Below are 25,151 nucleotides of genomic sequence, written 5' to 3' on the forward strand. Positions count from 1 at the left end.
AAGAGATAAGATATTGTCAAATTTCTTTATTTCATATAAAGACGATAAGTTGAGTGGGAGGGGAAACCCCTATTACCACATCACGGACTTTAAGGAGGTGTGTCTCGTGGCTAAAAAAGTAATTAAAGTTGTTAAATTGCAAATCCCAGCAGCTAAAGCGAATCCGGCACCACCAGTTGGTCCTGCATTGGGTCAAGCTGGCGTAAATATTATGGGATTCTGTAAGGAGTTTAACGCTCGTACAGCTGAACAAGCTGGTTTAATCATTCCTGTTGAGATTACGGTTTTCGAAGACCGTTCATTTACATTTATTACAAAAACTCCACCTGCTGCAGTTTTACTTAAAAAAGCAGCTGGTATCGAGTCTGGTTCTGGTGAACCAAATCGTAATAAAGTAGCAACTGTTAAGCGTGATAAAGTACGCGAGATTGCTGAAACAAAAATGCCTGATTTAAATGCAGCTAGTGTTGAATCTGCTATGCGCATGGTTGAAGGTACTGCCCGTAGCATGGGTATTGTTATTGAAGACTAAACCTATATATGGTTAGTGTTGATTAAGGTTGTGACGACGGTGAATCTTTAGTCGCAACCTTTATTCGTGGGAGGTAATTCCGCTAAAACCACAATTCAAGGAGGAAATATAGTTATGGCTAAAAAAGGTAAGAAGTATTTAGAAGCTATCAAACTTGTTGATCGTACTAAAGCTTACCCAATTCAAGAAGCAATTGAGTTAGTGAAAAAAACTAGCACTACAAAATTTGATGCATCAGTTGAAGTTGCTTTCCGTCTAGGAGTAGACCCTAAGAAAGCAGACCAACAAATCCGTGGAGCAGTAGTTCTTCCAAACGGTACTGGTAAAACTCAACGCGTTTTAGTTTTCGCTAAAGGTGAAAAATTAAAAGAAGCAGAAGCAGCAGGTGCAGACTATGTAGGCGATGCTGAATATATAAATAAAATCCAACAAGGTTGGTTTGATTTTGACGTAATCGTTGCAACTCCAGATATGATGGGTGAAGTTGGTAAACTTGGTCGTGTATTAGGACCTAAAGGTTTAATGCCAAACCCTAAAACTGGTACAGTTACATTTGATGTAACAAAAGCAGTTAACGAAATCAAAGCTGGTAAAGTAGAATACCGTGTAGACAAAGCTGGTAACGTACATGTTCCAATCGGTAAAGTTTCTTTCGATGAAACTAAACTAGTTGAGAACTTCAAAACTATCTTTGATACAATGTCAAAAGCAAAACCAGCTGCTGCAAAAGGTACTTACATGAAGAACGTATCTGTTACTTCAACAATGGGACCTGGCGTAAAAGTAGATCCATCTACTGTTTGATAAAAATTGGTATTTGACAAAATAAGATGGATAGCATATACTTCATCTTGTTGAAAAAATAAATAACATTTGTACCGTAGACAGTAGGTGCTAATTTTTTAGCTTAATTCCCTGCCGAGGTAATACGATAGATTATTTGATCAGTTGTGAGAACGACTATTGTATACACCTCCATGTCTGAAAGATATGGAGGATTTTATTTGTCGGTATGAATGTAGAAATTCTACAGGAGGTGTAAAGATGAGCAGCGTAATCGAACAAAAGAAACAAATAGTATCTGATATTGCGGAGAAATTCAAAGCAAGTAAATCAACTATCGTTGTTGACTACCGTGGTTTGACTGTTTCAGAAGTAACTGAACTTCGTAAACAACTTCGTGATGCAGGAATCGAGTTTAAAGTTTTCAAAAACTCTTTAACTCGCCGTGCTGCAGAATCTGTTGAATTAGCAGGTTTAAACGAATCCTTAACTGGTCCAAACGCTATTGCGTTCAGTAATGAGGATGTTGTTGCACCAGCAAAAATTCTAAATGACTTCGCTAAAAACCATGAAGCATTAGAAATTAAAGCGGGAGTAATCGAAGGGAACTTAGCAACAGTTGAAGAAGTAAAAGCTCTAGCTGAACTTCCATCACGCGAAGGTTTACTTTCTATGTTACTCAGCGTTCTTCAAGCACCAATCCGCAACCTTGCTCTTGCTACAAAAGCAGTTGCAGATCAAAAAGAAGAACAAGGCGCATAATCTTTTATACGGAAACGTATCATAAAACCCCAAAAAACAAGGAGGAAACATATAATGTCTAAAGAACAAATCTTAGAAGCAGTTAAAAATATGACTGTTTTAGAATTAAACGATTTAGTAAAAGCAATTGAAGAAGAATTTGGAGTAACTGCTGCTGCTCCTGTAGCTGTAGCTGCAGGTGGCGGAGAAGCTGCTGCTGAAAAATCTGAGTTTGATGTAGTTCTTGCATCTGCTGGAGATCAAAAAATCAAAGTTATCAAAGTTGTACGTGAAATCACAGGTCTTGGTCTTAAAGAAGCAAAAGAACTTGTTGACAACACTCCAAAAGCAGTTAAAGAAGGAGCTTCTAAAGAAGAAGCTGAAGAAATCAAAGCTAAACTTGAAGAAGTTGGAGCTAACGTTGAAGTTAAGTAATGTTAGTTAAAAAGAAGCTCGCTATTTTAGCGGGCTTTTTTTTCCTGAAAGTGAGAAGGACTTAAGAAAAGTTAGCCGCAATTTACCAAGTTAGAAGTGAAATATGAACTGCTGGGAGAATTATCTTCTAAGGAGTCTCTAAATAAGCTACTGTTGGTATATGATAGCTTTAGGATAAGTCGTCTGCGCTTTTTTATTGATTACAATCTAAGTTTTGTAGTCAATCCTCAAGTAGTCTTCCTTAAATAAATTCTCCTAAGGAGGTGTTCGTATGACGGAACATTATTATTCCCGAACCCAAAATGTAAATAGCGATCCAAATTACTGGAATTTTACGCTTAAAGGTAATACAATACGTTTTAAAACAGATAATGGAGTCTTTTCTAAAAAGGAAGTGGACTTTGGATCCAGATTATTGATAGAGACGTATACCTTGCCTGATTTAGATGGAGATATATTAGATGTAGGTTGTGGATATGGCCCGATAGGTTTATCTATTGCGAAGACTTCCCCAAATAGAATGGTCCATATGGTTGATGTTAATTTACGTGCTATTGAATTAGCAGAAGAAAATGCCAGACAAAACGGCGTTGAAAATGTTCGTATTTATGAAAGTGATCGACTTCTTCGTGTAAAGGGAAAAAAATTTGCCTCTATTTTAACCAATCCGCCAATAAGAGCGGGGAAGAAAGTAGTTCATGATATTTTTGAGCAAAGCTATGACTGCTTAGTACCTAATGGGGAATTATGGGTTGTGATTCAAAAGAAACAAGGAGCACCCTCTGCTATTGCAAAATTAGAAGAATTCTTTAAAGAGGTAAACGTAGTAGAAAAGAAAAAAGGCTATTTTATAATTCAAGCAAAAAAGATTGACTAGTCCTTTTTGTTGTGATAGCATTGTATAATGCCAATATAATATTTTTCTGAAACTCGCAATTTTATCTAAGTTACTGTATAAAATTGGTGTAAGAAGGAAAAACTAACAGAATAATATTAGAAATATGAAAATGTGGTTTTTTGATTGGAAAACCCTTTTTCTTTTTGTCTTATAAAAATGGGTCTAATATCCTTTTTTATAAGATGTTAATAGATGTACTATAACGTTTGATTTGAGGGGTGAATCAGTTGACAGGTCAACTTGTTCAGTATGGACGACACCGCCAGCGGAGAAGCTACGCACGAATTAGTGAGGTTTTAGAATTACCAAATCTTATTGAAATCCAAACCTCTTCCTATCAATGGTTTTTAGATGAGGGATTGCGAGAAATGTTCCAGGACATTTCACCTATTGAAGATTTTACTGGCAATTTATCACTTGATTTCATTGATTATAGCTTAGGAGATCCTAAGTATTCAGTGGAAGAATCGAAAGAGCGAGATGTTACATATTCTGCACCTTTGCGTGTGAAGGTTCGTCTTGTGAATAAAGAAACAGGAGAAGTAAAAGACCAAGATGTATTCATGGGTGATTTCCCGCTTATGACTGAAACTGGTACTTTTGTTATTAATGGTGCGGAACGGGTTATCGTTTCTCAATTAGTACGTTCTCCAAGTGTTTATTATAATGGAAAACTTGATAAGAACGGTAAAAAAGGATTTACTGCTACAGTAATTCCTAACCGTGGAGCATGGCTAGAGTATGAAACAGATGCAAAGGATGTAGTATATGTACGTATTGATCGCACACGTAAACTTCCTGTTACTGTTCTGTTACGCGCTTTAGGATTTGGTTCCGATCAAGAGATTATTGAATTGATTGGTGACAATGAGTATTTGCGTAACACTTTAGAAAAAGATAACACAGAAGGAACAGACAAAGCGCTATTAGAAATTTATGAGCGTCTTCGTCCGGGAGAACCACCTACTGTGGAAAATGCAAAAAGTCTATTGGTATCAAGATTTTTCGATCCAAAAAGATACGATCTTGCGAATGTAGGTCGTTATAAAATTAATAAAAAGCTTCATATTAAAAATAGATTATTTAATCAGCGTTTAGCAGAAACATTAGTGGATCCTGAAACTGGCGAGATTATCGCTGAAAAAGGAACTCTTTTAGATCGCCGTGCGCTTGACCGTATTATTCCTAATCTAGAAAACAATATCGGCTTTAAAAAGCTGAGCCCATATGGCGGAGTATTAGAAGATGATGTTGTTGTACAATCGGTGAAAATTTATTCACCACTAGATGAAGGGGATAAAGAAATTAATGTTATTAGTAATGCATATGTAGAAGAAGCTGTGAAAAACATCTCTCCTTCAGATATCATTGCTTCTATCAGTTATTTCTTTAATTTATTGCATGGAGTAGGTCTAACAGATGATATTGACCATTTAGGTAACAGACGTCTTCGTTCTGTAGGCGAATTGTTGCAAAACCAATTCCGTATTGGTTTATCTAGAATGGAGCGTGTTGTTCGCGAAAGAATGTCTATTCAAGACACGAATACTATTACACCGCAGCAGCTAATTAATATCAGACCTGTTATTGCATCTATCAAAGAATTCTTTGGAAGCTCTCAGCTTTCTCAATTCATGGACCAAACAAATCCATTAGCAGAATTAACACACAAACGTCGTTTGTCTGCATTAGGACCTGGTGGTTTAACAAGAGAGCGTGCAGGAATGGAAGTTCGTGACGTTCACTATTCTCACTATGGCCGTATGTGTCCGATTGAAACACCTGAGGGGCCAAACATTGGTTTGATTAACTCCTTATCTTCTTATGCAAAAGTAAATCGTTTCGGATTTATCGAAACACCGTACAGACGTGTTGATCCTGAGACAGGTAAAGTATCGTCGCGAATAGATTATTTAACAGCTGATGAACAAGATAACTATGTTGTTGCCCAAGCGAACGCTCGTTTAGGTGAAGATGGTTCCTTCTTAGATGAAGATGTTGTAGCACGTTTCCGTGATGAGAACGTTGTTGTTAAGCGTGATCGTGTAGACTATATGGACGTATCTCCAAAGCAGGTTGTATCTGCTGCGACAGCGTGTATCCCATTCTTAGAAAATGATGACTCTAACCGTGCCTTAATGGGTGCGAACATGCAGCGTCAAGCAGTACCTTTAATGCAGCCGGAAGCTCCAAGAGTAGGAACTGGAATGGAATATGTTTCAGGAAAAGACTCAGGTGCAGCTGTTATCTGTAAGCATCCTGGTATTGTTGAACATGTAGAAGCACGTGAAGTGTGGGTTAGACGTATTTCTGAAGTAGATGGTCAAGAAGTAAAAGGAAATCTTGATAAATATAAAATGCTTAAGTTTGTTCGTTCAAACCAAGGTACTTGTTATAATCAACGCCCGATTGTTGCTGTAGGTGATAAAGTAACAAAAGGCGAGGTTTTAGCAGATGGTCCTTCTATGGAACTTGGTGAATTAGCCCTTGGACGTAACGTATTAGTTGCCTTTATGACATGGGACGGATACAACTACGAGGATGCTATTATCATGAGCGAACGCTTGGTAAAAGATGATGTTTATACTTCTATTCATATTGAAGAATATGAATCAGAATCTCGTGATACAAAATTAGGACCGGAAGAAATTACGCGTGATATTCCGAATGTCGGAGAAGATGCTTTACGCAACTTAGATGATCGCGGAATTATTCGCATCGGTGCTGAAGTAAAAGATGGTGACTTGCTTGTTGGTAAAGTTACACCTAAAGGGGTAACTGAATTAACAGCAGAAGAACGATTATTACATGCTATCTTTGGTGAAAAAGCACGTGAAGTACGTGATACAAGTTTACGTGTTCCACATGGTGGCGGCGGTATCGTCCACGATGTTAAAGTCTTCAATAGAGAAGATGGAGACGAATTACCACCAGGTGTTAACCAATTAGTACGTGTATATATTGTTCAAAAACGTAAAATCCATGAAGGCGATAAGATGGCAGGTCGTCACGGTAATAAAGGGGTTATCTCCCGAATTCTACCTGAAGAAGATATGCCATACTTACCAGACGGAACACCAGTTGATATCATGTTAAATCCACTAGGTGTACCATCACGTATGAATATCGGTCAGGTGTTAGAATTGCATCTTGGAATGGCTGCAAGAAGCTTAAATATCCATGTTGCATCTCCAGTATTCGATGGTGCTCGTGAGGAAGATGTATGGGAAACAATTAGAGAAGCCGGAATGGCGCAAGATGCGAAAACAGTACTATATGACGGACGTTCAGGTGAACCTTTTGATAACCGTGTATCCGTTGGAGTTATGTATATGATCAAACTTGCTCATATGGTTGATGATAAGCTACATGCTCGTTCAACAGGACCATATTCTTTAGTAACGCAACAACCACTAGGAGGAAAAGCTCAATTCGGTGGTCAGCGTTTTGGAGAGATGGAGGTTTGGGCGCTTGAGGCTTATGGAGCTGCTTATACTTTACAAGAAATTCTTACTGTTAAATCAGATGACGTTGTTGGTCGTGTGAAAACATATGAAGCTATTGTAAAAGGAGAAAACGTTCCAGAACCTGGAGTTCCTGAATCATTCCGCGTATTAATGAAAGAGTTGCAAAGTTTAGGGTTAGATGTAAAAATCTTATCTAGCACGGAAGAAGAAATTGAAATGAGAGACACAGACGATGATGATGATATTCATCAAGCTGAATCTCTGACAATTGTTTCCGAAACACAAGAGCCTGAGTCAGAAAAGGTAGGCATGCAAGAATAATAAAGTAATGAACATGGCCTGTCTAAAAACGAAAGGGTCAGACTCCACTGCGAAGACATCTAAATAGAAGATCCTTTTATATCTTTTAAAATAGATTATTCAAGTGAAGTCAGACCCTTTTGTGACGGCCTGTCTTTGATTATATAAGTTTTTAGAAGTTTTTAAGTAAGGCAAAAGCCTGAAGATCGAAAGGGAGGTAGGACCCTTGTTGGATGTTAATAATTTTGAATATATGAAAATAGGCCTAGCTTCGCCAGATAAAATCCGTTCATGGTCATTTGGTGAAGTTAAAAAGCCAGAAACAATTAACTATCGTACTTTAAAACCGGAAAAAGATGGCTTGTTCTGTGAGCGTATTTTTGGTCCTACAAAAGACTGGGAATGTCACTGTGGTAAATACAAGCGTGTTAGATACAAAGGAGTAGTCTGTGACCGTTGTGGAGTAGAAGTTACCCGTGCAAAGGTTCGTCGTGAACGTATGGGACACATTGAATTAGCGGCTCCAGTATCACATATTTGGTATTTCAAAGGAATCCCAAGCCGTATGGGTCTAGTGTTAGATATGTCTCCACGTGCACTGGAAGAAGTTATTTACTTTGCTTCTTATGTTGTAACAGATCCAGGTGACACTGCTCTTGAGAAGAAACAACTTCTTTCAGAGAAAGAGTATAGAGCATACCGTGATAAATACGGTGTGAAGTTCCAAGCTTCAATGGGTGCTGAATCTATTAAGAAGTTATTATCAGATATTGATTTAAATAAAGAAGTAGATGCTTTAAAGGAAGAATTAAAAACGGCACAAGGGCAAAGAAGAACTCGTGCGATTAAAAGACTAGAAGTATTAGAAGCGTTCCGTGGTTCTGGGAATGAGCCTTCTTGGATGATTCTTGACGTACTTCCAGTGATTCCTCCAGAATTGCGCCCGATGGTTCAATTAGATGGTGGCCGCTTTGCGACTTCTGACCTAAATGATTTATACCGCCGTGTTATTAACCGTAATAATCGTCTGAAAAGATTATTAGACTTAGGTGCACCAAGCATTATCGTGCAAAACGAAAAACGTATGCTTCAAGAAGCTGTAGATGCGTTGATTGATAATGGCCGTCGTGGACGACCGGTAACTGGTCCTGGTAATAGACCACTTAAATCATTGTCACATATGCTTAAAGGTAAACAAGGACGTTTCCGTCAAAACTTATTAGGAAAACGTGTTGATTACTCTGGTCGTTCTGTTATTGTTGTAGGTCCGAACTTAAAGATGTATCAATGTGGTCTGCCTAGAGAAATGGCGATTGAATTATTTAAGCCTTTCGTAATGAAAGAGTTAGTAGAAAAGGGTATTGCTCACAATATCAAATCTGCGAAAAGAAAAATCGAAAGACTTCAACCGGAAGTTTGGGATGTGCTGGAGGAAGTTATTAAGGAGCACCCTGTTTTACTTAACCGTGCACCGACTTTACACAGATTAGGTATTCAAGCATTTGAACCAACACTAGTAGAAGGCCGTGCAATTCGTCTTCATCCGTTAGTATGTACAGCTTACAACGCGGACTTTGACGGAGACCAAATGGCGGTTCACGTTCCATTATCATCTGAAGCACAAGCAGAAGCTCGTTTACTTATGCTTGCGGCTCAAAACATCTTGAACCCTAAAGATGGTAAGCCAGTTGTTACTCCTTCACAAGATATGGTATTAGGAAACTACTACCTAACATTAGAGCGTGAAGGTGCAGTTGGAGAAGGTATGATCTTCAATGATACAAATGAGGCTTTATTAGCTTATCAAAATGGTTACGTGCATCTACACACTCGTGTGGCAGTACGTGCTAGTTCTTTAAATAACGAAACATTTACAGAAGAACAGAATAAACAATTGTTATTAACAACAGTAGGTAAGTTAGTGTTCAATGAAATTTTACCAAAATCTTTCCCGTACATTAACGAACCAACGAAAACAAACTTAGAAGAAAAAACTCCTGAAAGATACTTTGTTGAGCCAGGTGTAGATGTACCTGCCGCAATTAGGGAGCTGCCAATTATCGAACCGTTCAAAAAGAAAATTTTAGGTAATATAATTGCTGAAGTATTTAAACGTTTCAAGATAACGGAAACTTCTAAGATGTTGGACAGAATGAAAGACTTAGGATTTAAGCATTCTACTAAAGCTGGTATTACTGTTGGTGTAGCTGACATTGTAGTATTAGGCGAAAAACAAGAAATTATCGAAGAAGCACAAAGTAAAGTAGATAATGTAATGAAACAGTTTAGACGTGGATTAATCACAGAAGAAGAGCGCTATGATCGCGTTATTTCTATCTGGAGTGCTGCAAAAGATACTATCCAGGCAAAACTGATGAAATCTTTAGATAAACGTAATCCAATCTTTATGATGAGTGACTCTGGAGCCCGTGGTAATGCATCTAACTTCACACAGCTTGCTGGTATGCGTGGTTTGATGGCCAACCCGGCTGGTAGAATCATCGAATTACCGATTATCTCAAGTTTCCGTGAAGGTTTAACTGTATTAGAGTACTTTATCTCTACACATGGTGCGCGTAAAGGTCTTGCCGATACAGCACTGAAAACAGCAGACTCTGGTTACTTAACTCGTCGTCTTGTTGACGTAGCACAAGATGTCATTGTTCGTGAGGATGATTGTGGTACGGACAGAGGATTATTAGTTTCTGCGCTTAAAGAAGGTACAGAAATTATCGAATCACTAGATGAGCGTTTAATCGGAAGATATGCAAGAAGATCAATTAAACACCCAGAAACGAATGAAGTTATTGTTCCAGAAAACGGACTTATTACAGAAGATTTAGCAGTAGAAATTGTTGAAGCTAATATCGAAGAAGTATGGATCCGTTCTGCGTTTACATGTAATACTCGTCATGGTGTATGTAAAAAATGTTATGGTCGCAACCTAGCAACTGGTCAAGAAGTGGAAGTAGGAGAAGCTGTTGGTATTATTGCAGCACAATCTATCGGGGAACCGGGTACACAGTTAACAATGCGTACATTCCATACTGGTGGGGTTGCTGGAGACGATATCACACAAGGTTTACCTCGTATCCAAGAAATATTCGAAGCTCGTAATCCAAAAGGGCAAGCGGTTATTACGGAAATGGCAGGGGTTGTTGTTGGTATCAACGAAGGCAGAGACCGTCAACATGAGATTGTTGTTCAAGGTGAATTAGAAACTAGAACATATACTGCTCCTTATACAGCAAGGCTTAAAGTAAAAGTTGATGATGTAGTAGAGCAAGGGCAGGAATTAACAGAAGGTTCTATTGATCCGAAAGAATTAATTAAAGTGAAAAACGTTACAGCAGTACAAGAATATCTACTTCGTGAAGTACAAAAGGTTTATCGTATGCAAGGGGTAGAAATTGGTGATAAACACGTAGAAGTAATGGTTCGCCAAATGCTTCGCAAAATCAGAGTAGTAGACGCTGGTGAAACAGATGTATTACCAGGTACTCTATTAGATATTCACCAATTCACTGATGCAAACGCAAAAGCTTTAAGAGAAGGAAAACTTCCTGCAACAGGAAGACCAGTATTACTTGGTATCACAAAAGCATCTCTGGAAACAGATTCATTCTTATCAGCTGCATCTTTCCAAGAAACTACAAGAGTTCTGACAGATGCTGCGATTAAAGGTAAACGCGATGAATTACTAGGATTGAAAGAGAATGTAATTATTGGTAAATTAGTTCCTGCTGGTACTGGTATGCCAAGATATCGTCATGCTGAACCTATTACTGCAGAAGAACTGACAGAAGAGTCTGTTACTGTAGAGTAATAGCGATAAATTAGAATCTTTCCTAAAAAGGCATATGGTTATTATGTTGACCTATCTATCATTTATGAATTAATAGATAGGTCAACATCCATAGCTTTGATAAACAGATCTAGGTATTAAAGGAAAGTTTTTTAGGAAAATAATTGACATCTAATTTTATAGATGATACTATATCAAAGGTGCTCCTATTCACCTGTTGCTTTGGAGGATATAAAAATGTCTTATGAAAAAGTACGACAGGCAAGTAAAATAGTAGTAGGAACAAAGCAAACAGTAAAAGCGTTAAAAAAAGGGATTGCAACTGAGGTTATCGTTGCAGAGGATGCCGATCCGATGATCATTAGAAAGGTATCTGAGGTAGCTGAAGAAGTGAATATTCCTATTATACTTGTTGAATCCATGAAGAAGCTTGGCGAATCATGCGGAATAGAAGTAGGCGCAGCAACTGTTGCCATAATTATTTAAAACTGTTTTTATGGAATTAACCATGAGAACTTTGTTTTTGCCCTAATATGAACCACCTGGATGTGTGGGCTTCAAACATAAAGGAAGGGAGGAAAAAGAAATGCCAACAATTAACCAATTAGTGCGCAAGCCTCGTCAATCTACTGAAGAGAAGTCGAAGTCTCCTGCGTTAAACAAAGGTTATAACAGTTTCAAAAAAGCACAAACAAACGTATCTTCACCTCAAAAACGTGGGGTATGTACTCGTGTTGGTACAATGACACCGAAAAAACCAAACTCTGCATTACGTAAATATGCACGTGTTCGTTTAACAAACGGTATCGAAGTAACAGCATACATTCCTGGTATTGGTCACAACCTACAAGAACATAGTGTTGTACTAATCCGTGGAGGACGTGTAAAAGACTTACCGGGGGTACGTTATCATATCGTACGCGGTGCGCTTGATACTGCTGGAGTTAACAACCGTATGCAAGGTCGTTCTAAATACGGTACTAAAAAACCAAAAGCAGCAAAAAAATAATAAAATAGAATTTATAGCATAATTGAAAGGAGGAAATCAAATGCCACGTAAAGGTCCTGTAGCAAAAAGAGACGTATTACCAGATCCGATTTACAATTCAAAGCTTGTATCTCGTTTAATCAACAAAATGATGATTGATGGTAAAAGAGGGAAATCGCAAGCTATCCTATATTCAGCATTCGAAATCGTTGCTGAGCGTTCTGGAAAAGAAGCGATTGAAGTATTTGATCAAGCATTAAAGAATATCATGCCAGTTCTTGAAGTAAGAGCACGCCGTGTTGGTGGTTCTAACTATCAAGTTCCAGTGGAGGTTCGTCCTGAAAGACGTACTACTTTAGGTCTTCGCTGGTTAGTTAACTATGCTCGTCTTCGCGGAGAGAAAACAATGGAAGAGAGATTAGCTAACGAAATCTTAGATGCAGCTAACAACACTGGTGCATCAGTTAAGAAACGTGAAGATACACACAAAATGGCAGAAGCGAACAAAGCGTTTGCTCACTACCGTTGGTAATATTATAATTTACAAAAATACTTTCATTATGAAAGGAGAAAGACCAAATGGCAAGAGAGTTCTCCTTAGAAAACACTCGTAATATTGGTATCATGGCACATATTGATGCTGGTAAAACGACTACAACTGAGCGTGTACTTTACTACACTGGTCGTATCCACAAAATTGGTGAAACTCACGAAGGTGCATCTCAAATGGACTGGATGGAGCAAGAACAAGAGCGTGGAATTACCATCACATCAGCAGCAACAACTGCACAATGGAAAGGTAACCGTGTAAACATCATCGATACTCCAGGACACGTAGACTTCACTGTTGAAGTTGAACGTTCCCTACGCGTACTTGATGGTGCTGTTGCAGTACTTGATGCACAATCTGGTGTTGAACCACAGACAGAAACAGTTTGGCGTCAAGCTACAACATATGGTGTACCTCGTGTAGTATTCGTAAACAAAATGGATAAAATCGGTGCAGACTTCCTTTATTCATTAAAAACTTTACATGAACGTTTACAAGCAAACGCTCATGCAATTCAACTACCAATTGGTGCTGAAGATCAATTCGAAGGTATCATTGACTTAGTTGAAATGAAAGCAACTTTCTACGGAAATGACCTAGGAACAGATATTCAAGAACGTGAAATTCCAGAAGACTACAGAGAGTTAGCAGAAGAATACCATGAGAAATTGGTTGAGGCTGTAGCTGAACTTGATGAAGAGTTAATGGAAAAATATCTTGGTGGTGAGGAAATCACTACTGATGAATTAAAAGCTGCTATCCGTAAAGGTACAGTTAACGTTGAATTCTACCCAGTAATCTGTGGTTCAGCTTTCAAAAACAAAGGTGTACAAAAAATGCTTGATGCTGTTATTGAGTACTTACCATCTCCATTAGACGTACCTGCAATTAAAGGTACTGCTCCTGATTCAGATGAAGTAATCGAAAAGCACTCAAGTGATGATGAGCCATTCGCTGCTCTTGCGTTCAAAGTAATGACAGATCCATTCGTTGGTAAACTGACATTCTTCCGTGTATACTCTGGTACATTGAGCTCTGGTTCATATGTACAAAACTCTACAAAAGGTAAGCGTGAGCGCGTAGGACGTATTCTGCAAATGCACGCAAACAGCCGTCAAGAGATTACAGAAGTATATGCTGGTGATATCGCAGCAGCTGTAGGTTTAAAAGATACTACTACTGGAGATACTCTATGTGATGAAAAGGATTTAGTAATCTTAGAATCAATGGAATTCCCAGAGCCGGTTATCGAATTGTCTATTGAACCTAAATCAAAAGCTGACCAAGATAAAATGACAACTGCACTACAAAAATTACAAGAAGAAGATCCAACGTTCCGTGCGCATACTAACCAGGAGACTGGTCAAGTTATCATTGCTGGTATGGGTGAACTTCACTTAGATATTCTTGTAGATCGTATGCGTCGTGAATTCAAAGTTGAAGCTAATGTTGGTGCTCCTCAGGTTGCTTACCGTGAAACATTCCGTTCTTCTGCAGCAGTTGAAGGGAAATTCACACGTCAATCTGGTGGACGTGGACAATATGGACACGTTTGGATTGAGTTCTCACCAAATGAAGAAGGTAAAGGATTCGAATTTGAAAATGCTATCGTCGGTGGTGTTGTTCCACGTGAATACATCGCTCCAGTTCAAGCTGGTTTAGAAGATGCGTTACAAAGAGGAGTGCTTGCTGGTTATCCAATGGTAGACATCAAAGCTAAATTATTTGATGGATCATACCATGATGTTGACTCATCTGAAATGGCGTTCAAAATCGCTGCTTCAATGGCATTGAAAAATGCAGCATCTAAATGTAATCCTGTAATTCTTGAGCCTGTTATGAAGGTAGAAGTTATCATTCCAGAAGAATACATGGGTGATATCATGGGTAATATCACTTCACGTCGTGGACGTGTTGAAGGTATGGAAGCTCGTGGTAACGCACAAGTTGTTCGTGCGATGGTTCCTCTTTCTGAAATGTTTGGTTATGCTACGACATTACGTTCAAGCACGCAAGGTCGTGGAGTATTCTCAATGGTGTTTGATCACTATGAAGAAGTACCAAAATCAATCTCTGAAGAGATCATCAAAAAAAATAAAGGGTAATTGTTGATTTTACCTTTTTAATGAAGTATAACTACTATGTAGGCAATAAAGCTGTGATCATTAATCACAGCTCTATAAAAATACTTATTTTTTACAAATCAAAGGAGGATTTTCCTAATGGCAAAAGCTAAATACGATCGTTCTAAGCCACACGTAAATATTGGAACAATTGGTCACGTTGACCATGGTAAAACTACATTAACAGCTGCTATCACAACTGTACTTTCTAAAGTTGGTGGCGGTGAAGCTCGCGGTTATGATCAAATCGACGCTGCTCCAGAAGAGCGTGAGCGTGGAATCACAATCTCTACTGCACACGTTGAGTACGAAACTGCTACTCGTCACTATGCACACGTTGACTGCCCAGGACATGCTGACTATGTTAAAAACATGATCACTGGTGCTGCTCAAATGGATGGCGGTATCTTAGTAGTATCTGCTACTGATGGTCCAATGCCACAAACTCGTGAGCACATCCTTCTTTCTCGTCAAGTTGGTGTACCTCACTTAGTAGTATTCTTAAACAAATGTGATATGGTTGATGACGAAGAACTATTAGAATTAGTAGAAATGGAAGTACGCGACCTATTATCAGAATATGAATTCCCTGGTGATGATATTCCTGTAATTAAAGGTTCTGCTCTTAAAGCTCTTGAAGGAGATGCTGCTTGGGAAGAAAAAATCACTGAGCTTATGGCTGCAGTTGATGAATATATCCCAACTCCAACTCGTGACACTGACAAACCATTCATGATGCCAGTTGAGGATGTATTCTCAATTACTGGTCGTGGTACAGTTGCAACTGGTCGTGTTGAGCGTGGACAAGTTAAAGTTGGTGACGTTGTAGACATCATCGGTTTAGCTGAAGAGAAAAAATCAACTACTGTAACTGGTGTTGAAATGTTCCGTAAATTACTTGATTATGCTGAAGCTGGAGATAACATTGGTGCACTTCTTCGTGGGGTTGCTCGTGAAGAAATCCAACGTGGTCAAGTATTAGCAAAACCAGGTACAATTACTCCACACGTAAAATTCAAAGCTGAAGTTTACGTATTATCAAAAGAAGAAGGTGGACGTCACACTCCATTCTTCACTAACTACCGTCCTCAGTTCTACTTCCGTACAACTGATGTAACTGGTATTTGTAACTTACCTGAAGGCGTAGAAATGGTTATGCCTGGTGACAACATTGAAATGGATGTTGAATTAATTTCTTCTATCGCTATCGAAGAAGGAACTAAATTCTCTATTCGTGAAGGTGGACGTACAGTAGGCGCTGGTGTAGTTGCTACTATCGTTGAATAATAACCTTTGATAAAAACAAGCTGATTCGTCAGCTTGTTTTTTTTGTAATTAAATCTATTGTTAATAAAATTGATACAGGTATGTAAATGGTAATTTTAATATTTGAAGATAGAGATAAATGTTAGTCGAAGTAAATATGTTTAATTATTTTAAGGTTAGCTATAATAGATAGAGTTATTAATATAGAAGAAAGTGGTTTTCCAAAATCTTTCTATATAATGTTTCACTACTTTTTGTTAGAATATAAAAGTCTTACTAATAGTTTTCTTAAATCTAAATGGTTCATTACCAATTGACTGACAATTATACATTGGGTTGAAATATGATCATAGAATATGTATAATAATCTGAGTGTACTAAAACGAAAGAAAAATAATAAATGTTGTTGCTTTTCTAGGCGTTTTTATGTATAATAGACAATGTTGGTCTTTGACTTGCGATGATGTGGGAGGTTGCTGACACACCCGGCCGCTTTGCCATGGCGAGTGTGTGGGAAATTCCTGCGGAGAATGTCTATTCTAAAATAGGCGAAAAGGAGGGAAAATAATGGCAAAACAAAAAATTCGTATTCGTTTAAAAGCGTATGATCATAGAATTTTAGATCAATCAGCTGAGAAAATCGTTGAAACTGCAAAACGTTCTGGTGCTGCTGTATCTGGACCGATTCCGTTACCAACAGAGAAGTCTATATACACAATCCTACGTGCGGTTCATAAATATAAAGATTCTCGTGAACAGTTTGAAATGCGTACGCATAAACGTCTAATCGACATCGTGAACCCAACTCCACAAACAGTTGATTCACTAATGCGTCTGGATTTACCGTCAGGTGTAGATATCGAAATTAAATTATAATTGAAATAAACATTTAAACAATCAGGAGGTGTGACTTAAATGACCAAAGGAATCTTAGGAAGAAAAATAGGTATGACTCAAGTATTCGCTGATAACGGCAATCTTATCCCTGTAACAGTAGTGGAAGCTGCTGAAAACGTTGTTCTTCAAAAGAAAACTGTTGAAGCTGATGGCTATGCAGCAGTACAAATCGGTTTTGAAAACAAACGTGAAAAGTTAGCTAACAAACCTGAACAAGGACATGTTGCTAAAGCAAGTACTGCTCCTAAGCGCTTCGTTCGTGAATTTAGAGATGTTAGCGTAGAAGAGTATGAGGTTGGTCAAGAAGTCAATGTAAGTATTTTCGCTGAAGGCGATATAGTGGATGTAACAGGTATCTCTAAAGGGAAAGGTTTCCAAGGTTCAATCAAGCGCCATGGACAATCTCGCGGACCAATGGCTCACGGTTCTCGTTACCATCGTCGTCCAGGTTCAATGGGACCTGTAGCGCCAAACCGTGTATTCAAAGGTAAAGCATTACCAGGACGTATGGGTGGAGAACAGATTACTGTTCAAAACTTAGAAATTGTTAAAGTGGATGCAGAGCGCAATCTACTATTAATCAAAGGTAATGTACCTGGAGCTAGAAAAGCTTTATTAAAAATTAAAACTGCTGTTAAAGCATAATTATTAATCTGGAAAGGAGGAAATAAGAATGCCTAAAGTTGCATTATTCAACCAAGACGGTAAGCAAGCTGGAGATATCGAATTAAATGAATCAGTATTTGGTATCGAGCCTAACAAAAGTGTTTTATTTGAAGCAGTTGTTATGCAAAGAGCTTCTTTACGTCAAGGAACTCATAAAACTAAAATTCGTTCTGAGGTTGCTGGTGGTGGACGTAAGCCATGGCGCCAAAAAGGTACAGGACGTGCACGTCAAGGATCTATCAGATCTCCACAATGGCGTGGTGGTGGTACGGTATTTGGACCGGTACCGCGTAGCTACAGCTATAAATTACCTAAAAAAGTTCGTAGATTAGCAATTAAGTCTGCATTATCTACTAAAGTATTAGAAGAAAATATTTTAGTATTACAAAGCCTTGCTTTTGAGGCACCTAAAACTAAAGATTTCAAAGCCGTATTAGGTAATCTTTCTGTAGAAAAGAAAGCATTAATCGTTACAGCTGACCTTGATGAAAACGTAGCATTATCTGCTCGTAACATCCCGGGGGTAACAGTTGTTACTGCTTCTGGAATTACAGTGTTAGATGTTTTAAACCATGATAAATTAATCATGACAAAAGCAGCGGTTGAAAAAGTAGAGGAGGTGCTTGCATAATGGATGCACGCGATACGATTAAGCGCCCCGTTATCACTGAACGTTCTACTGATTTAATGGTTGATAAAAAATACACGTTTGAAGTTGATGTAAGAGCTAATAAAACTCAAGTTAAAGATGCTGTTGAAGAAATCTTTGGCGTTAAAGTTGAAAAAGTTAACATCATGAACTACAAAGGTAAATTCAAGCGTATGGGACGTTTTGGTGGATACACAAACAAACGTCGTAAGGCAATTGTTAAATTAACAGCTGACAGCAAAGAAATCGAATTCTTTGAAGCTTAATAATAATATTTAGAAGAGGAGGGAACACAAATGGCGATTAAAAAATATAAACCTACCTCCAATGGTCGACGTAATATGACATCTTCAGACTTTAGTGAAATCACTACAAGTACTCCTGAAAAGTCATTACTTGCTCCTTTACACAGAAAAGGCGGCCGTAATAACCAAGGTAAGTTAACTGTTCGTCATCAAGGTGGAGGTCATAAGCGTCAATATCGTGTAATCGATTTTAAACGTGACAAAGATGGCATTCCAGGACGCGTTGCTACAATTGAGTACGATCCAAACAGATCTGCTAATATCGCGTTAATCAATTATGTAGACGGTGAAAAACGCTACATTCTTGCACCGAAAAATTTAGAAGTTGGATTAGAAGTTATGTCAGGACCTGAGGCTGATATCAAGCCAGGTAATGCATTACCACTTGCTAACATTCCAGTTGGTACAGTAATCCACAACATCGAGTTAAAACCAGGTAAAGGTGGACAATTAGTTCGCTCTGCTGGAACAAGCGCTCAAGTGCTTGGTAAAGAAGGAAAATACGTACTTGTACGTTTAAATTCTGGTGAAGTTCGTTTAATTCTTGCTACTTGCCGTGCATCAATCGGTCAAGTTGGTAATGAACAACACGAATTAATCAACATTGGTAAAGCAGGTCGTAATCGTTGGTTAGGTAAACGCCCAACTGTACGTGGATCTGTAATGAACCCTAATGACCATCCACACGGTGGTGGTGAAGGACGCGCTCCAATCGGACGTAAATCACCAATGTCTCCATGGGGTAAACCAACACTTGGTTACAAAACGCGTAGCAAGAAAAATAAATCTGATAAATTTATTGTACGTAGCCGTAAAAAATAACGGGGTTGAACTACGGTTCAATGATAGAACCGTAGAACAATCACGAAGGGAGGTTCCATTATGGGTCGCAGCTTAAAAAAAGGACCTTTTGTTGATGATCATTTACTAACAAAGATCGAAAAATTAAGTGATAGTGATAAGAAGCAAGTTGTGAAAACTTGGTCTCGTCGTTCTACGATCTTCCCACAATTCATCGGTCAAACAATCGCTGTTTATGATGGTCGTAAACATGTTCCAGTTTATGTTACTGAAGACATGGTAGGTCACAAACTTGGAGAATTTGCTCCAACTCGTACTTACAAAGGTCATGCAAGTGACGATAAGAAAACAAGACGTTAATGAGAGGAGGGCATTCTAATGCAAGCAAAAGCTGTTGCAAATACAGTTCGTATTGCTCCTCGTAAAGCTCGTTTAGTCGTAGATTTAATTCGAGGAAAGCAAGTTGGTGAAGCGGTAGCTATTTTGAAGTTAACTCCAAAAGCAGCTTCTCCAATCGTAGAGAAAGTTTTAAAATCTGCTATTGCTAACGCAGAGCATAACTACGAAATGGATATTAATAACCTAGTGGTTGAGCAAGCATACGTTAATGAAGGACCAACTCTAAAGAGATTCCGTCCACGTGCACAAGGTCGTGCAAGTCAAATCAACAAACGTACTAGCCACATCACTATCGTTGTATCAGAAAAGAAGGAGGGGTAATTAGTGGGTCAAAAAGTAAATCCAGTCGGTTTACGTGTTGGGATCATTCGTGACTGGGAATCTAAATGGTTCGCAGGTAAAGATTATGCTGATCTTTTACACGAAGACCTAAAGGTACGTGAGTATATTACAAAACGCCTAAGTGATGCTTCTGTTTCTAAAGTAGAAATCGAGCGTGCTGCTAACCGCTTAAATGTTACTATCCACACTGCTAAACCAGGTATGGTTATTGGTAAAGGTGGTACAGAAGTTGAAGCTTTACGTAAAGCTCTTAACTCACTTACTGGCAAACGTGTACACATCAATATTTTAGAAATTAAAAGAGCAGATATGGATGCAAAACTAGTTGCTGAGAACATTGCTCGTCAATTAGAAAACCGTGTATCTTTCCGCCGTGCTCAAAAACAAGCAATCCAACGTTCAATGCGTGCTGGTGCTAAAGGTATCAAAACAATGGTATCAGGTCGTCTAGGCGGCGCAGATATTGCACGTTCAGAGTCTTATAGCGAAGGAACTGTTCCATTGCACACTCTACGCGCAGATATCGACTATGCAACTGCTGAAGCTGATACAACTTATGGTAAATTAGGTGTAAAAGTTTGGATCTATCGTGGAGAGATCCTTCCAACGAAGAAGAAAACTGAGGAAGGAGGCAAATAATATGTTACTACCTAAACGTGTAAAATATCGTCGTGTTCATCGTGGTAAAATGCGTGGTCAAGCAAAAGGTGGTACAGAAGTTGCATTCGGTGAATACGGTTTACAATCTTTAGAAGCTTCTTGGATTACAAACCGTCAAATCGAGTCTGCTCGTATTGCAATGACACGTTACATGAAACGTGGCGGTAAAGTTTGGATTAAAATTTTCCCTCATAAGCCTTACACTGCTAAGCCTCTTGAAGTCCGAATGGGTTCCGGTAAGGGTGCTCCTGAAGGTTGGGTAGCAGTAGTTAAGCCTGGAAAAATTATGTTCGAAGTAGCTGGTGTATCTGAAGAGATCGCTCGTGAAGCTCTTCGTCTTGCAGCGCACAAACTTCCTGTTAAATGTAAGTTTGTAAAACGTGAAGAAATTGGTGGTGAAACTAATGAAAGCTAATGAAATTCGTGACCTTACCACTGCTGAAATTGAACAAAAAGTTAAATCCTTAAAAGAAGAGCTTTTCAACCTTCGCTTTCAATTAGCGACTGGACAACTTGAAAATACAGCTCGCATTCGTGAAGTACGCAAAGCGATCGCTCGAATGAAAACTGTCATTCGTGAGAGAGAAATCGGCGTCAATAATCGATAAGTTGAGAGGAGGTTCGTAGAATGAGCGAACGCAATCAACGCAAAGTCTATACTGGTCGTGTTGTATCTGATAAAATGGATAAAACCATTACAGTTGTTGTTGAAACATACAAAAAACACCCTTTATATGGCAAACGCGTGAAATACTCTAAGAAGTATAAAGCTCATGATGAGCAAAACACAGCAAAAACTGGCGATATCGTACGCATTATGGAAACTCGCCCGTTATCAGCTACAAAACGTTTCCGTCTTGTAGAAGTAGTAGAAAAAGCAGTTATTATATAATTGTTCGGAATTAAGCATCCCGAAGGGAGGTTACACACATGATTCAACAAGAATCACGTTTGAAAGTTGCTGACAACTCTGGTGCTCGTGAAGTACTTACTATTAAAGTTCTTGGTGGTTCAGGACGTAAAACTGCAAACATCGGTGATATCATCGTCGTTACTGTGAAACAAGCAACACCAGGTGGCGTTGTTAAAAAAGGTGACGTAGTTAAAGCAGTAGTCGTTAGAACTAAAAGTGGTGTTCGTCGTGCAGACGGTACTTACATTCGTTTCGATGAAAACGCATGTGTAATTATCCGTGATGATAAGAGTCCACGTGGAACACGTATCTTTGGACCAGTTGCACGCGAACTTCGCGATAACAACTTTATGAAGATTGTATCATTAGCTCCAGAAGTACTATAATATAAATTTTAATTGCCTTTAAGGAGGTGCGAAAAGATGCATGTTAAAAAAGGTGACAAAGTAATGGTCATCTCTGGTAAGGATAAAGGCAAAACTGGTGTTGTTCTTGCTGCATTCCCTAAAAAAGATCGCGTGATCGTTGAAGGAATCAACATTGTTAAGAAGCACTCTAAGCCATCCCAATTGAATCCACAAGGTGGAATCAATGACCAGGAAGCTGCTATTCATGTATCCAACGTTATGCCTATCGACCCTAAAACTGGTGAACCTACTCGTGTAGGATCAAAAACGGTTGATGGTAAAAAAGTACGCGTAGCGAAAAAATCCGGTGAAATTCTAGATAAATAGTTCAAATGAAGAAGGGAGGTACAATGAATGAACCGCCTAAAAGAAAAATTTGTTAAAGAAACTACTCCTGCTCTTATGAGCAAGTTCAATTATAAATCAGTTATGGAAGTTCCAAAACTGGAAAAAATCGTTGTTAACATGGGTGTCGGTGATGCTGTAGCAAATGCTAAAGCATTAGATGTTGCTGTTGAAGAATTAGCACAAATTACAGGTCAAAAGCCAGTAATCACTCGTGCTAAGAAATCAATTGCAGGTTTCCGTCTGCGTGAAGGAATGCCTATCGGAGCAAAAGTTACTCTTCGTGGAGAACGCATGTATCAATTCCTTGATAAACTTGTATCTGTTTCTCTTCCACGTGTACGTGACTTCCGTGGTGTATCTAAAAAATCATTTGACGGACGCGGTAACTACACTTTAGGTGTTAAAGAACAATTGATTTTCCCTGAAATTGATTACGATAAAGTAAACAAAGTTAGAGGAATGGACATTGTTATCGTTACAACTGCAAAAACAGATGAAGAAGCTCGTGAACTGTTAACTCAATTTGGAATGCCGTTCCAAAAGTAATCTCTAATTAGAGGGAGGCGAAGATGTGGCTAAGAAGTCAATGATTGCGAAACAAAAACGCACGCCTAAATATAAAGTACAAGAATACACACGTTGCGAACGTTGTGGTCGTCCACATTCTGTGTACCGTAAATTTAAGCTTTGCCGTATTTGTTTCCGCGAATTAGCGTATAAGGGACAAATTCCTGGTGTGAAAAAAGCTAGCTGGTAAAACCCGATATTGGGAAGGAGGTAAATACAAATGGTTATGACAGATCCAATTGCAGATTTGCTTACAAGAATCCGTAATGCGAATATGGTTCGTCACGAAAAATTAGAAGTTCCTGCTTCTAACATCAAAAAAGAGATCGCTGAAATCCTAAAGCGTGAAGGTTTTGTACGTGATGTAGAATATATCGAAGACAACAAACAAGGTATTATCCGCATTTTCTTAAAATACGGTTCAAGCAACGAGCGTGTAATTACTGGACTTAAAAGAATTAGTAAACCTGGTCTTCGTGTTTATGCGAAAGCAACAGAAGTACCTCGTGTATTAAACGGTCTTGGAATTGCATTAGTTTCTACTTCTCAAGGAGTACTTACTGATAAAGAAGCTCGTGCGAAACAAGTTGGCGGAGAAGTATTAGCATACGTTTGGTAATAATAGGTTTAATGAATGGAGGTGCAACTAAATGTCTCGTGTAGGTAAAAAACCAATCGAAGTACCAGCAGGCGTTACAGTTACTATTGATAAAAGTACTGTAACGGTGAAAGGTCCTAAAGGTGAATTAACTCGTACTTTTAATTCTGATATTGCGATCAGCTTAGAAGAAAACGTGATTAATGTAACTCGTCCTTCTGATGTGAAGGAACATCGTGCATTACATGGAACAACTCGTGCATTGTTATCTAACATGGTGGAGGGTGTTTCAAAAGGCTTTGAAAGAGGTCTTGAATTAATCGGTGTCGGTTACCGTGCTCAAAAACAAGGAAACAAACTTGTATTGAACGTAGGTTACTCTCATCCAGTAGAAATCGAACCAGAAGCTGGTATTGAAATCGAAGTACCATCTGCTACGAAAGTAGTTGTAAAAGGAACTAGTAAAGAGCGTGTTGGAGCACTTGCTGCTAACATTCGTGACGTTCGTCCACCAGAACCTTATAAAGGGAAAGGTATCCGTTATGAAGGCGAATATGTACGTAGAAAAGAAGGTAAAACTGGTAAGTAATGCCGCATAGGTAAACGAAAGGAGTGACCTAAATGATTACGAAGGCTGATAAAAATCAAGTTCGTAAGAAAAGACACGCACGTGTGCGTTCTAAACTTAGCGGAACTGAAGCTCGTCCTCGTTTAAATGTGTTCCGTTCAAACAAACACATTTACGCTCAATTAATTGATGATGTTAACGGTGTAACAATCGCAAGTGCATCTTCATTAGATAAAGAGCTTAACCTTGAATCTACTGGTAATTTAGAAGCTGCAGTTAAGATCGGTGAATTAGTAGCTAAACGTGCTGTAGAAAAAGGAATTAAATCAGTAGTATTTGACCGCGGAGGATATTTATATCATGGTCGCGTAAAAGCTTTAGCTGATGCTGCTCGTGAGAACGGCCTAGAATTTTAATAGACAAAGGAGGGACATAAAAAGATGCGTCGTATTGATCCAAACAAACTTGAACTTGAAGAACGCGTAGTTACAGTTAACCGTGTAGCGAAAGTTGTTAAAGGTGGACGTCGTTTTCGTTTCTCTGCTCTAGTAGTAGTTGGGGACAAAAATGGTAACGTTGGTTTTGGTACTGGTAAAGCTCAAGAAGTACCTGATGCAATTCGCAAAGCGGTTGAAGATGCGAAGAAAAATCTTATTGAAGTACCAATGGTTGGTACAACAATTCCACACGAAATTATCGGACATTTCGGAGCTGGTGAAATCCTATTGAAGCCTGCTTCTGCAGGTACAGGGGTTATCGCTGGTGGTCCAGTACGTGCTGTGCTTGAATTAGCTGGTGTAGCTGATATCTTATCTAAGTCATTAGGTACTAACACACCAATTAACATGGTTCGTGCCACTTTAGACGGTTTAAAACAATTAAAACGTGCTGAAGACGTAGCGAAGTTACGTGGAAAATCAGTAGAAGAACTGTTAGGATAAGGAGGGAAATTAAATGGCAAACAATCTGGAAATTACCCTCACTAGAAGCGTAATTGGTCGTCCGCAAGACCAACGCGAAACAGTTAAAGCTTTAGGATTACGTAAGGTAAATCAAACAGTTGTTCAACAAGATAATGCTGCAATTCGCGGTATGATCAATAAAGTATCACATCTTGTAACTGTAAAAGAAAATTAAAAATCA

The 25,151-nt window shown here is 38.6% G+C and carries 32 protein-coding genes and 1 other annotated feature; all 32 genes read left to right on the plus strand.

The genetic code is table 11. The features are described from left to right. The first annotated feature begins 106 nt into the window (after window positions 1-106). Window positions 107-532 (plus strand): 50S ribosomal protein L11, encoded by a 426-nt coding sequence (gene rplK, locus NSQ92_RS23025; RefSeq protein WP_031537888.1) that lies wholly within the window; start codon window positions 107-109, stop codon window positions 530-532. Window positions 533-646: 114 nt separating this feature from the next. After that, entirely contained in the window at window positions 647-1,336 is a 690-nt protein-coding gene (rplA, locus tag NSQ92_RS23030; protein ID WP_047943705.1) for a 50S ribosomal protein L1, read from the plus strand. Between the two features lie 56 nt (window positions 1,337-1,392). Continuing rightward, window positions 1,393-1,544, plus strand: a sequence feature (ribosomal protein L10 leader region). A 32-nt stretch (window positions 1,545-1,576) separates the two neighbouring features. Continuing rightward, the gene (gene rplJ, locus NSQ92_RS23035) at window positions 1,577-2,077 is read left to right on the plus strand and encodes a 50S ribosomal protein L10 (RefSeq protein WP_047943706.1); all 501 of its coding nucleotides are present in this window, start codon (window positions 1,577-1,579) and stop codon (window positions 2,075-2,077) included. A gap of 54 nt (window positions 2,078-2,131) precedes the next feature. Then, the gene (rplL, locus tag NSQ92_RS23040; protein WP_047943707.1) at window positions 2,132-2,491 is read left to right on the plus strand and encodes a 50S ribosomal protein L7/L12; all 360 of its coding nucleotides are present in this window, start codon (window positions 2,132-2,134) and stop codon (window positions 2,489-2,491) included. 271 nt (window positions 2,492-2,762) lie between these two features. Next, a complete protein-coding gene (locus NSQ92_RS23045) occupies window positions 2,763-3,368 on the plus strand; it encodes a class I SAM-dependent methyltransferase (RefSeq protein ID WP_047943708.1) in 606 nt (201 codons plus the stop codon). 248 nt (window positions 3,369-3,616) lie between these two features. After that, window positions 3,617-7,177 (plus strand): DNA-directed RNA polymerase subunit beta, encoded by a 3,561-nt coding sequence (gene rpoB, locus NSQ92_RS23050; RefSeq protein WP_047943709.1) that lies wholly within the window; start codon window positions 3,617-3,619, stop codon window positions 7,175-7,177. A gap of 205 nt (window positions 7,178-7,382) precedes the next feature. Beyond that, complete coding sequence (gene rpoC / locus NSQ92_RS23055; protein WP_047943710.1) at window positions 7,383-10,982, plus strand: DNA-directed RNA polymerase subunit beta'; 3,600 nt, start codon at window positions 7,383-7,385, stop codon at window positions 10,980-10,982. Window positions 10,983-11,198: 216 nt separating this feature from the next. Further along, window positions 11,199-11,447 (plus strand): 50S ribosomal protein L7ae-like protein, encoded by a 249-nt coding sequence (locus NSQ92_RS23060; protein WP_047943711.1) that lies wholly within the window; start codon window positions 11,199-11,201, stop codon window positions 11,445-11,447. Window positions 11,448-11,547: 100 nt separating this feature from the next. Beyond that, window positions 11,548-11,970 (plus strand): 30S ribosomal protein S12, encoded by a 423-nt coding sequence (gene rpsL / locus NSQ92_RS23065; RefSeq protein ID WP_047943712.1) that lies wholly within the window; start codon window positions 11,548-11,550, stop codon window positions 11,968-11,970. Between the two features lie 40 nt (window positions 11,971-12,010). After that, window positions 12,011-12,481: a 30S ribosomal protein S7 gene (gene rpsG / locus NSQ92_RS23070; RefSeq protein ID WP_016204554.1), complete on the plus strand. Its 471-nt coding sequence runs from the start codon at window positions 12,011-12,013 to the stop codon at window positions 12,479-12,481. Window positions 12,482-12,528: 47 nt separating this feature from the next. Continuing rightward, window positions 12,529-14,604 carry an elongation factor G gene (gene fusA, locus NSQ92_RS23075; protein ID WP_047943713.1) on the plus strand — a complete coding sequence of 692 codons (2,076 nt, stop codon included), beginning with the start codon at window positions 12,529-12,531 and terminating at the stop codon, window positions 14,602-14,604. A 117-nt stretch (window positions 14,605-14,721) separates the two neighbouring features. Then, window positions 14,722-15,909, plus strand: coding sequence for an elongation factor Tu (gene tuf, locus NSQ92_RS23080; RefSeq protein WP_047943714.1), 1,188 nt, complete (start codon window positions 14,722-14,724; stop codon window positions 15,907-15,909). 546 nt (window positions 15,910-16,455) lie between these two features. Then, complete coding sequence (gene rpsJ / locus NSQ92_RS23085) at window positions 16,456-16,764, plus strand: 30S ribosomal protein S10 (protein WP_009336571.1); 309 nt, start codon at window positions 16,456-16,458, stop codon at window positions 16,762-16,764. A gap of 39 nt (window positions 16,765-16,803) precedes the next feature. Next, window positions 16,804-17,430, plus strand: coding sequence for a 50S ribosomal protein L3 (rplC, locus tag NSQ92_RS23090; protein WP_047943715.1), 627 nt, complete (start codon window positions 16,804-16,806; stop codon window positions 17,428-17,430). A gap of 28 nt (window positions 17,431-17,458) precedes the next feature. Further along, a complete protein-coding gene (gene rplD / locus NSQ92_RS23095) occupies window positions 17,459-18,082 on the plus strand; it encodes a 50S ribosomal protein L4 (RefSeq protein WP_047943716.1) in 624 nt (207 codons plus the stop codon). Continuing rightward, a complete protein-coding gene (gene rplW, locus NSQ92_RS23100; protein WP_016204560.1) occupies window positions 18,082-18,366 on the plus strand; it encodes a 50S ribosomal protein L23 in 285 nt (94 codons plus the stop codon). The genes rplD and rplW overlap by 1 nt, the downstream gene beginning before the upstream one ends. Before the next feature lie 30 nt (window positions 18,367-18,396). Continuing rightward, window positions 18,397-19,227 (plus strand): 50S ribosomal protein L2, encoded by an 831-nt coding sequence (gene rplB, locus NSQ92_RS23105; protein WP_016204561.1) that lies wholly within the window; start codon window positions 18,397-18,399, stop codon window positions 19,225-19,227. 60 nt (window positions 19,228-19,287) lie between these two features. Then, on the plus strand, window positions 19,288-19,566 hold the full coding sequence (rpsS, locus tag NSQ92_RS23110; RefSeq protein WP_016204562.1) for a 30S ribosomal protein S19: 279 nt from the start codon (window positions 19,288-19,290) through the stop codon (window positions 19,564-19,566). 18 nt (window positions 19,567-19,584) lie between these two features. Beyond that, window positions 19,585-19,926 (plus strand): 50S ribosomal protein L22, encoded by a 342-nt coding sequence (gene rplV / locus NSQ92_RS23115; protein WP_047943717.1) that lies wholly within the window; start codon window positions 19,585-19,587, stop codon window positions 19,924-19,926. 3 nt (window positions 19,927-19,929) lie between these two features. Continuing rightward, window positions 19,930-20,586, plus strand: coding sequence for a 30S ribosomal protein S3 (gene rpsC / locus NSQ92_RS23120; protein WP_047943718.1), 657 nt, complete (start codon window positions 19,930-19,932; stop codon window positions 20,584-20,586). A 1-nt stretch (window position 20,587) separates the two neighbouring features. Beyond that, window positions 20,588-21,022, plus strand: a complete 435-nt coding sequence (rplP, locus tag NSQ92_RS23125) for a 50S ribosomal protein L16 (RefSeq protein WP_016204565.1) — start codon at window positions 20,588-20,590, stop codon at window positions 21,020-21,022. Further along, a complete protein-coding gene (gene rpmC / locus NSQ92_RS23130; protein ID WP_003351417.1) occupies window positions 21,012-21,215 on the plus strand; it encodes a 50S ribosomal protein L29 in 204 nt (67 codons plus the stop codon). Before rplP ends, rpmC begins: the two co-directional genes overlap by 11 nt. 20 nt (window positions 21,216-21,235) lie before the next feature. Beyond that, a complete protein-coding gene (gene rpsQ, locus NSQ92_RS23135; protein WP_031537905.1) occupies window positions 21,236-21,499 on the plus strand; it encodes a 30S ribosomal protein S17 in 264 nt (87 codons plus the stop codon). 38 nt (window positions 21,500-21,537) lie between these two features. Next, window positions 21,538-21,906, plus strand: coding sequence for a 50S ribosomal protein L14 (rplN, locus tag NSQ92_RS23140; protein WP_016204567.1), 369 nt, complete (start codon window positions 21,538-21,540; stop codon window positions 21,904-21,906). 36 nt (window positions 21,907-21,942) lie between these two features. Then, window positions 21,943-22,254 (plus strand): 50S ribosomal protein L24, encoded by a 312-nt coding sequence (gene rplX / locus NSQ92_RS23145; protein WP_016204568.1) that lies wholly within the window; start codon window positions 21,943-21,945, stop codon window positions 22,252-22,254. A gap of 27 nt (window positions 22,255-22,281) precedes the next feature. Then, on the plus strand, window positions 22,282-22,821 hold the full coding sequence (rplE, locus tag NSQ92_RS23150) for a 50S ribosomal protein L5 (RefSeq protein ID WP_047943719.1): 540 nt from the start codon (window positions 22,282-22,284) through the stop codon (window positions 22,819-22,821). A 25-nt stretch (window positions 22,822-22,846) separates the two neighbouring features. Then, window positions 22,847-23,032: a 30S ribosomal protein S14 gene (gene rpsN / locus NSQ92_RS23155; protein WP_009499044.1), complete on the plus strand. Its 186-nt coding sequence runs from the start codon at window positions 22,847-22,849 to the stop codon at window positions 23,030-23,032. 30 nt (window positions 23,033-23,062) lie between these two features. Continuing rightward, window positions 23,063-23,461, plus strand: coding sequence for a 30S ribosomal protein S8 (rpsH, locus tag NSQ92_RS23160; RefSeq protein ID WP_016204570.1), 399 nt, complete (start codon window positions 23,063-23,065; stop codon window positions 23,459-23,461). A gap of 31 nt (window positions 23,462-23,492) precedes the next feature. After that, a complete protein-coding gene (gene rplF / locus NSQ92_RS23165; RefSeq protein ID WP_047943720.1) occupies window positions 23,493-24,029 on the plus strand; it encodes a 50S ribosomal protein L6 in 537 nt (178 codons plus the stop codon). A 32-nt stretch (window positions 24,030-24,061) separates the two neighbouring features. After that, window positions 24,062-24,424: a 50S ribosomal protein L18 gene (rplR, locus tag NSQ92_RS23170; RefSeq protein ID WP_047943721.1), complete on the plus strand. Its 363-nt coding sequence runs from the start codon at window positions 24,062-24,064 to the stop codon at window positions 24,422-24,424. Between the two features lie 24 nt (window positions 24,425-24,448). Beyond that, complete coding sequence (rpsE, locus tag NSQ92_RS23175; RefSeq protein WP_047943722.1) at window positions 24,449-24,949, plus strand: 30S ribosomal protein S5; 501 nt, start codon at window positions 24,449-24,451, stop codon at window positions 24,947-24,949. A gap of 13 nt (window positions 24,950-24,962) precedes the next feature. Next, the gene (rpmD, locus tag NSQ92_RS23180) at window positions 24,963-25,145 is read left to right on the plus strand and encodes a 50S ribosomal protein L30 (protein ID WP_016204574.1); all 183 of its coding nucleotides are present in this window, start codon (window positions 24,963-24,965) and stop codon (window positions 25,143-25,145) included. Window positions 25,146-25,151 lie beyond the last annotated feature (6 nt).

Source organism: Niallia sp. FSL M8-0099, assembly GCF_038006945.1.
GTDB classification, from domain to species: Bacteria; Bacillota; Bacilli; order Bacillales; family Cytobacillaceae; genus Niallia; species Niallia circulans.

Bases quoted from the DNA above. Each gene is read 5' to 3' on its own strand.
- rplA (WP_047943705.1), top strand. From the start codon at position 647: ATGGCTAAAAAAGGTAAGAAGTATTTAGAAGCTATCAAACTTGTTGAT.
- rplJ (WP_047943706.1), top strand. From the start codon at position 1,577: ATGAGCAGCGTAATCGAACAAAAGAAACAAATAGTATCTGATATTGCG.
- rplL (WP_047943707.1), top strand. From the start codon at position 2,132: ATGTCTAAAGAACAAATCTTAGAAGCAGTTAAAAATATGACTGTTTTA.
- NSQ92_RS23045 (WP_047943708.1), top strand. From the start codon at position 2,763: ATGACGGAACATTATTATTCCCGAACCCAAAATGTAAATAGCGATCCA.
- NSQ92_RS23060 (WP_047943711.1), top strand. From the start codon at position 11,199: ATGTCTTATGAAAAAGTACGACAGGCAAGTAAAATAGTAGTAGGAACA.
- rpsL (WP_047943712.1), top strand. From the start codon at position 11,548: ATGCCAACAATTAACCAATTAGTGCGCAAGCCTCGTCAATCTACTGAA.
- rpsG (WP_016204554.1), top strand. From the start codon at position 12,011: ATGCCACGTAAAGGTCCTGTAGCAAAAAGAGACGTATTACCAGATCCG.
- fusA (WP_047943713.1), top strand. From the start codon at position 12,529: ATGGCAAGAGAGTTCTCCTTAGAAAACACTCGTAATATTGGTATCATG.
- tuf (WP_047943714.1), top strand. From the start codon at position 14,722: ATGGCAAAAGCTAAATACGATCGTTCTAAGCCACACGTAAATATTGGA.
- rpsJ (WP_009336571.1), top strand. From the start codon at position 16,456: ATGGCAAAACAAAAAATTCGTATTCGTTTAAAAGCGTATGATCATAGA.
- rplC (WP_047943715.1), top strand. From the start codon at position 16,804: ATGACCAAAGGAATCTTAGGAAGAAAAATAGGTATGACTCAAGTATTC.
- rplD (WP_047943716.1), top strand. From the start codon at position 17,459: ATGCCTAAAGTTGCATTATTCAACCAAGACGGTAAGCAAGCTGGAGAT.
- rplW (WP_016204560.1), top strand. From the start codon at position 18,082: ATGGATGCACGCGATACGATTAAGCGCCCCGTTATCACTGAACGTTCT.
- rplB (WP_016204561.1), top strand. From the start codon at position 18,397: ATGGCGATTAAAAAATATAAACCTACCTCCAATGGTCGACGTAATATG.
- rpsS (WP_016204562.1), top strand. From the start codon at position 19,288: ATGGGTCGCAGCTTAAAAAAAGGACCTTTTGTTGATGATCATTTACTA.
- rplV (WP_047943717.1), top strand. From the start codon at position 19,585: ATGCAAGCAAAAGCTGTTGCAAATACAGTTCGTATTGCTCCTCGTAAA.
- rplP (WP_016204565.1), top strand. From the start codon at position 20,588: ATGTTACTACCTAAACGTGTAAAATATCGTCGTGTTCATCGTGGTAAA.
- rpmC (WP_003351417.1), top strand. From the start codon at position 21,012: ATGAAAGCTAATGAAATTCGTGACCTTACCACTGCTGAAATTGAACAA.
- rpsQ (WP_031537905.1), top strand. From the start codon at position 21,236: ATGAGCGAACGCAATCAACGCAAAGTCTATACTGGTCGTGTTGTATCT.
- rplN (WP_016204567.1), top strand. From the start codon at position 21,538: ATGATTCAACAAGAATCACGTTTGAAAGTTGCTGACAACTCTGGTGCT.
- rplX (WP_016204568.1), top strand. From the start codon at position 21,943: ATGCATGTTAAAAAAGGTGACAAAGTAATGGTCATCTCTGGTAAGGAT.
- rplE (WP_047943719.1), top strand. From the start codon at position 22,282: ATGAACCGCCTAAAAGAAAAATTTGTTAAAGAAACTACTCCTGCTCTT.
- rpsH (WP_016204570.1), top strand. From the start codon at position 23,063: ATGGTTATGACAGATCCAATTGCAGATTTGCTTACAAGAATCCGTAAT.
- rplF (WP_047943720.1), top strand. From the start codon at position 23,493: ATGTCTCGTGTAGGTAAAAAACCAATCGAAGTACCAGCAGGCGTTACA.
- rplR (WP_047943721.1), top strand. From the start codon at position 24,062: ATGATTACGAAGGCTGATAAAAATCAAGTTCGTAAGAAAAGACACGCA.
- rpsE (WP_047943722.1), top strand. From the start codon at position 24,449: ATGCGTCGTATTGATCCAAACAAACTTGAACTTGAAGAACGCGTAGTT.
- rpmD (WP_016204574.1), top strand. From the start codon at position 24,963: ATGGCAAACAATCTGGAAATTACCCTCACTAGAAGCGTAATTGGTCGT.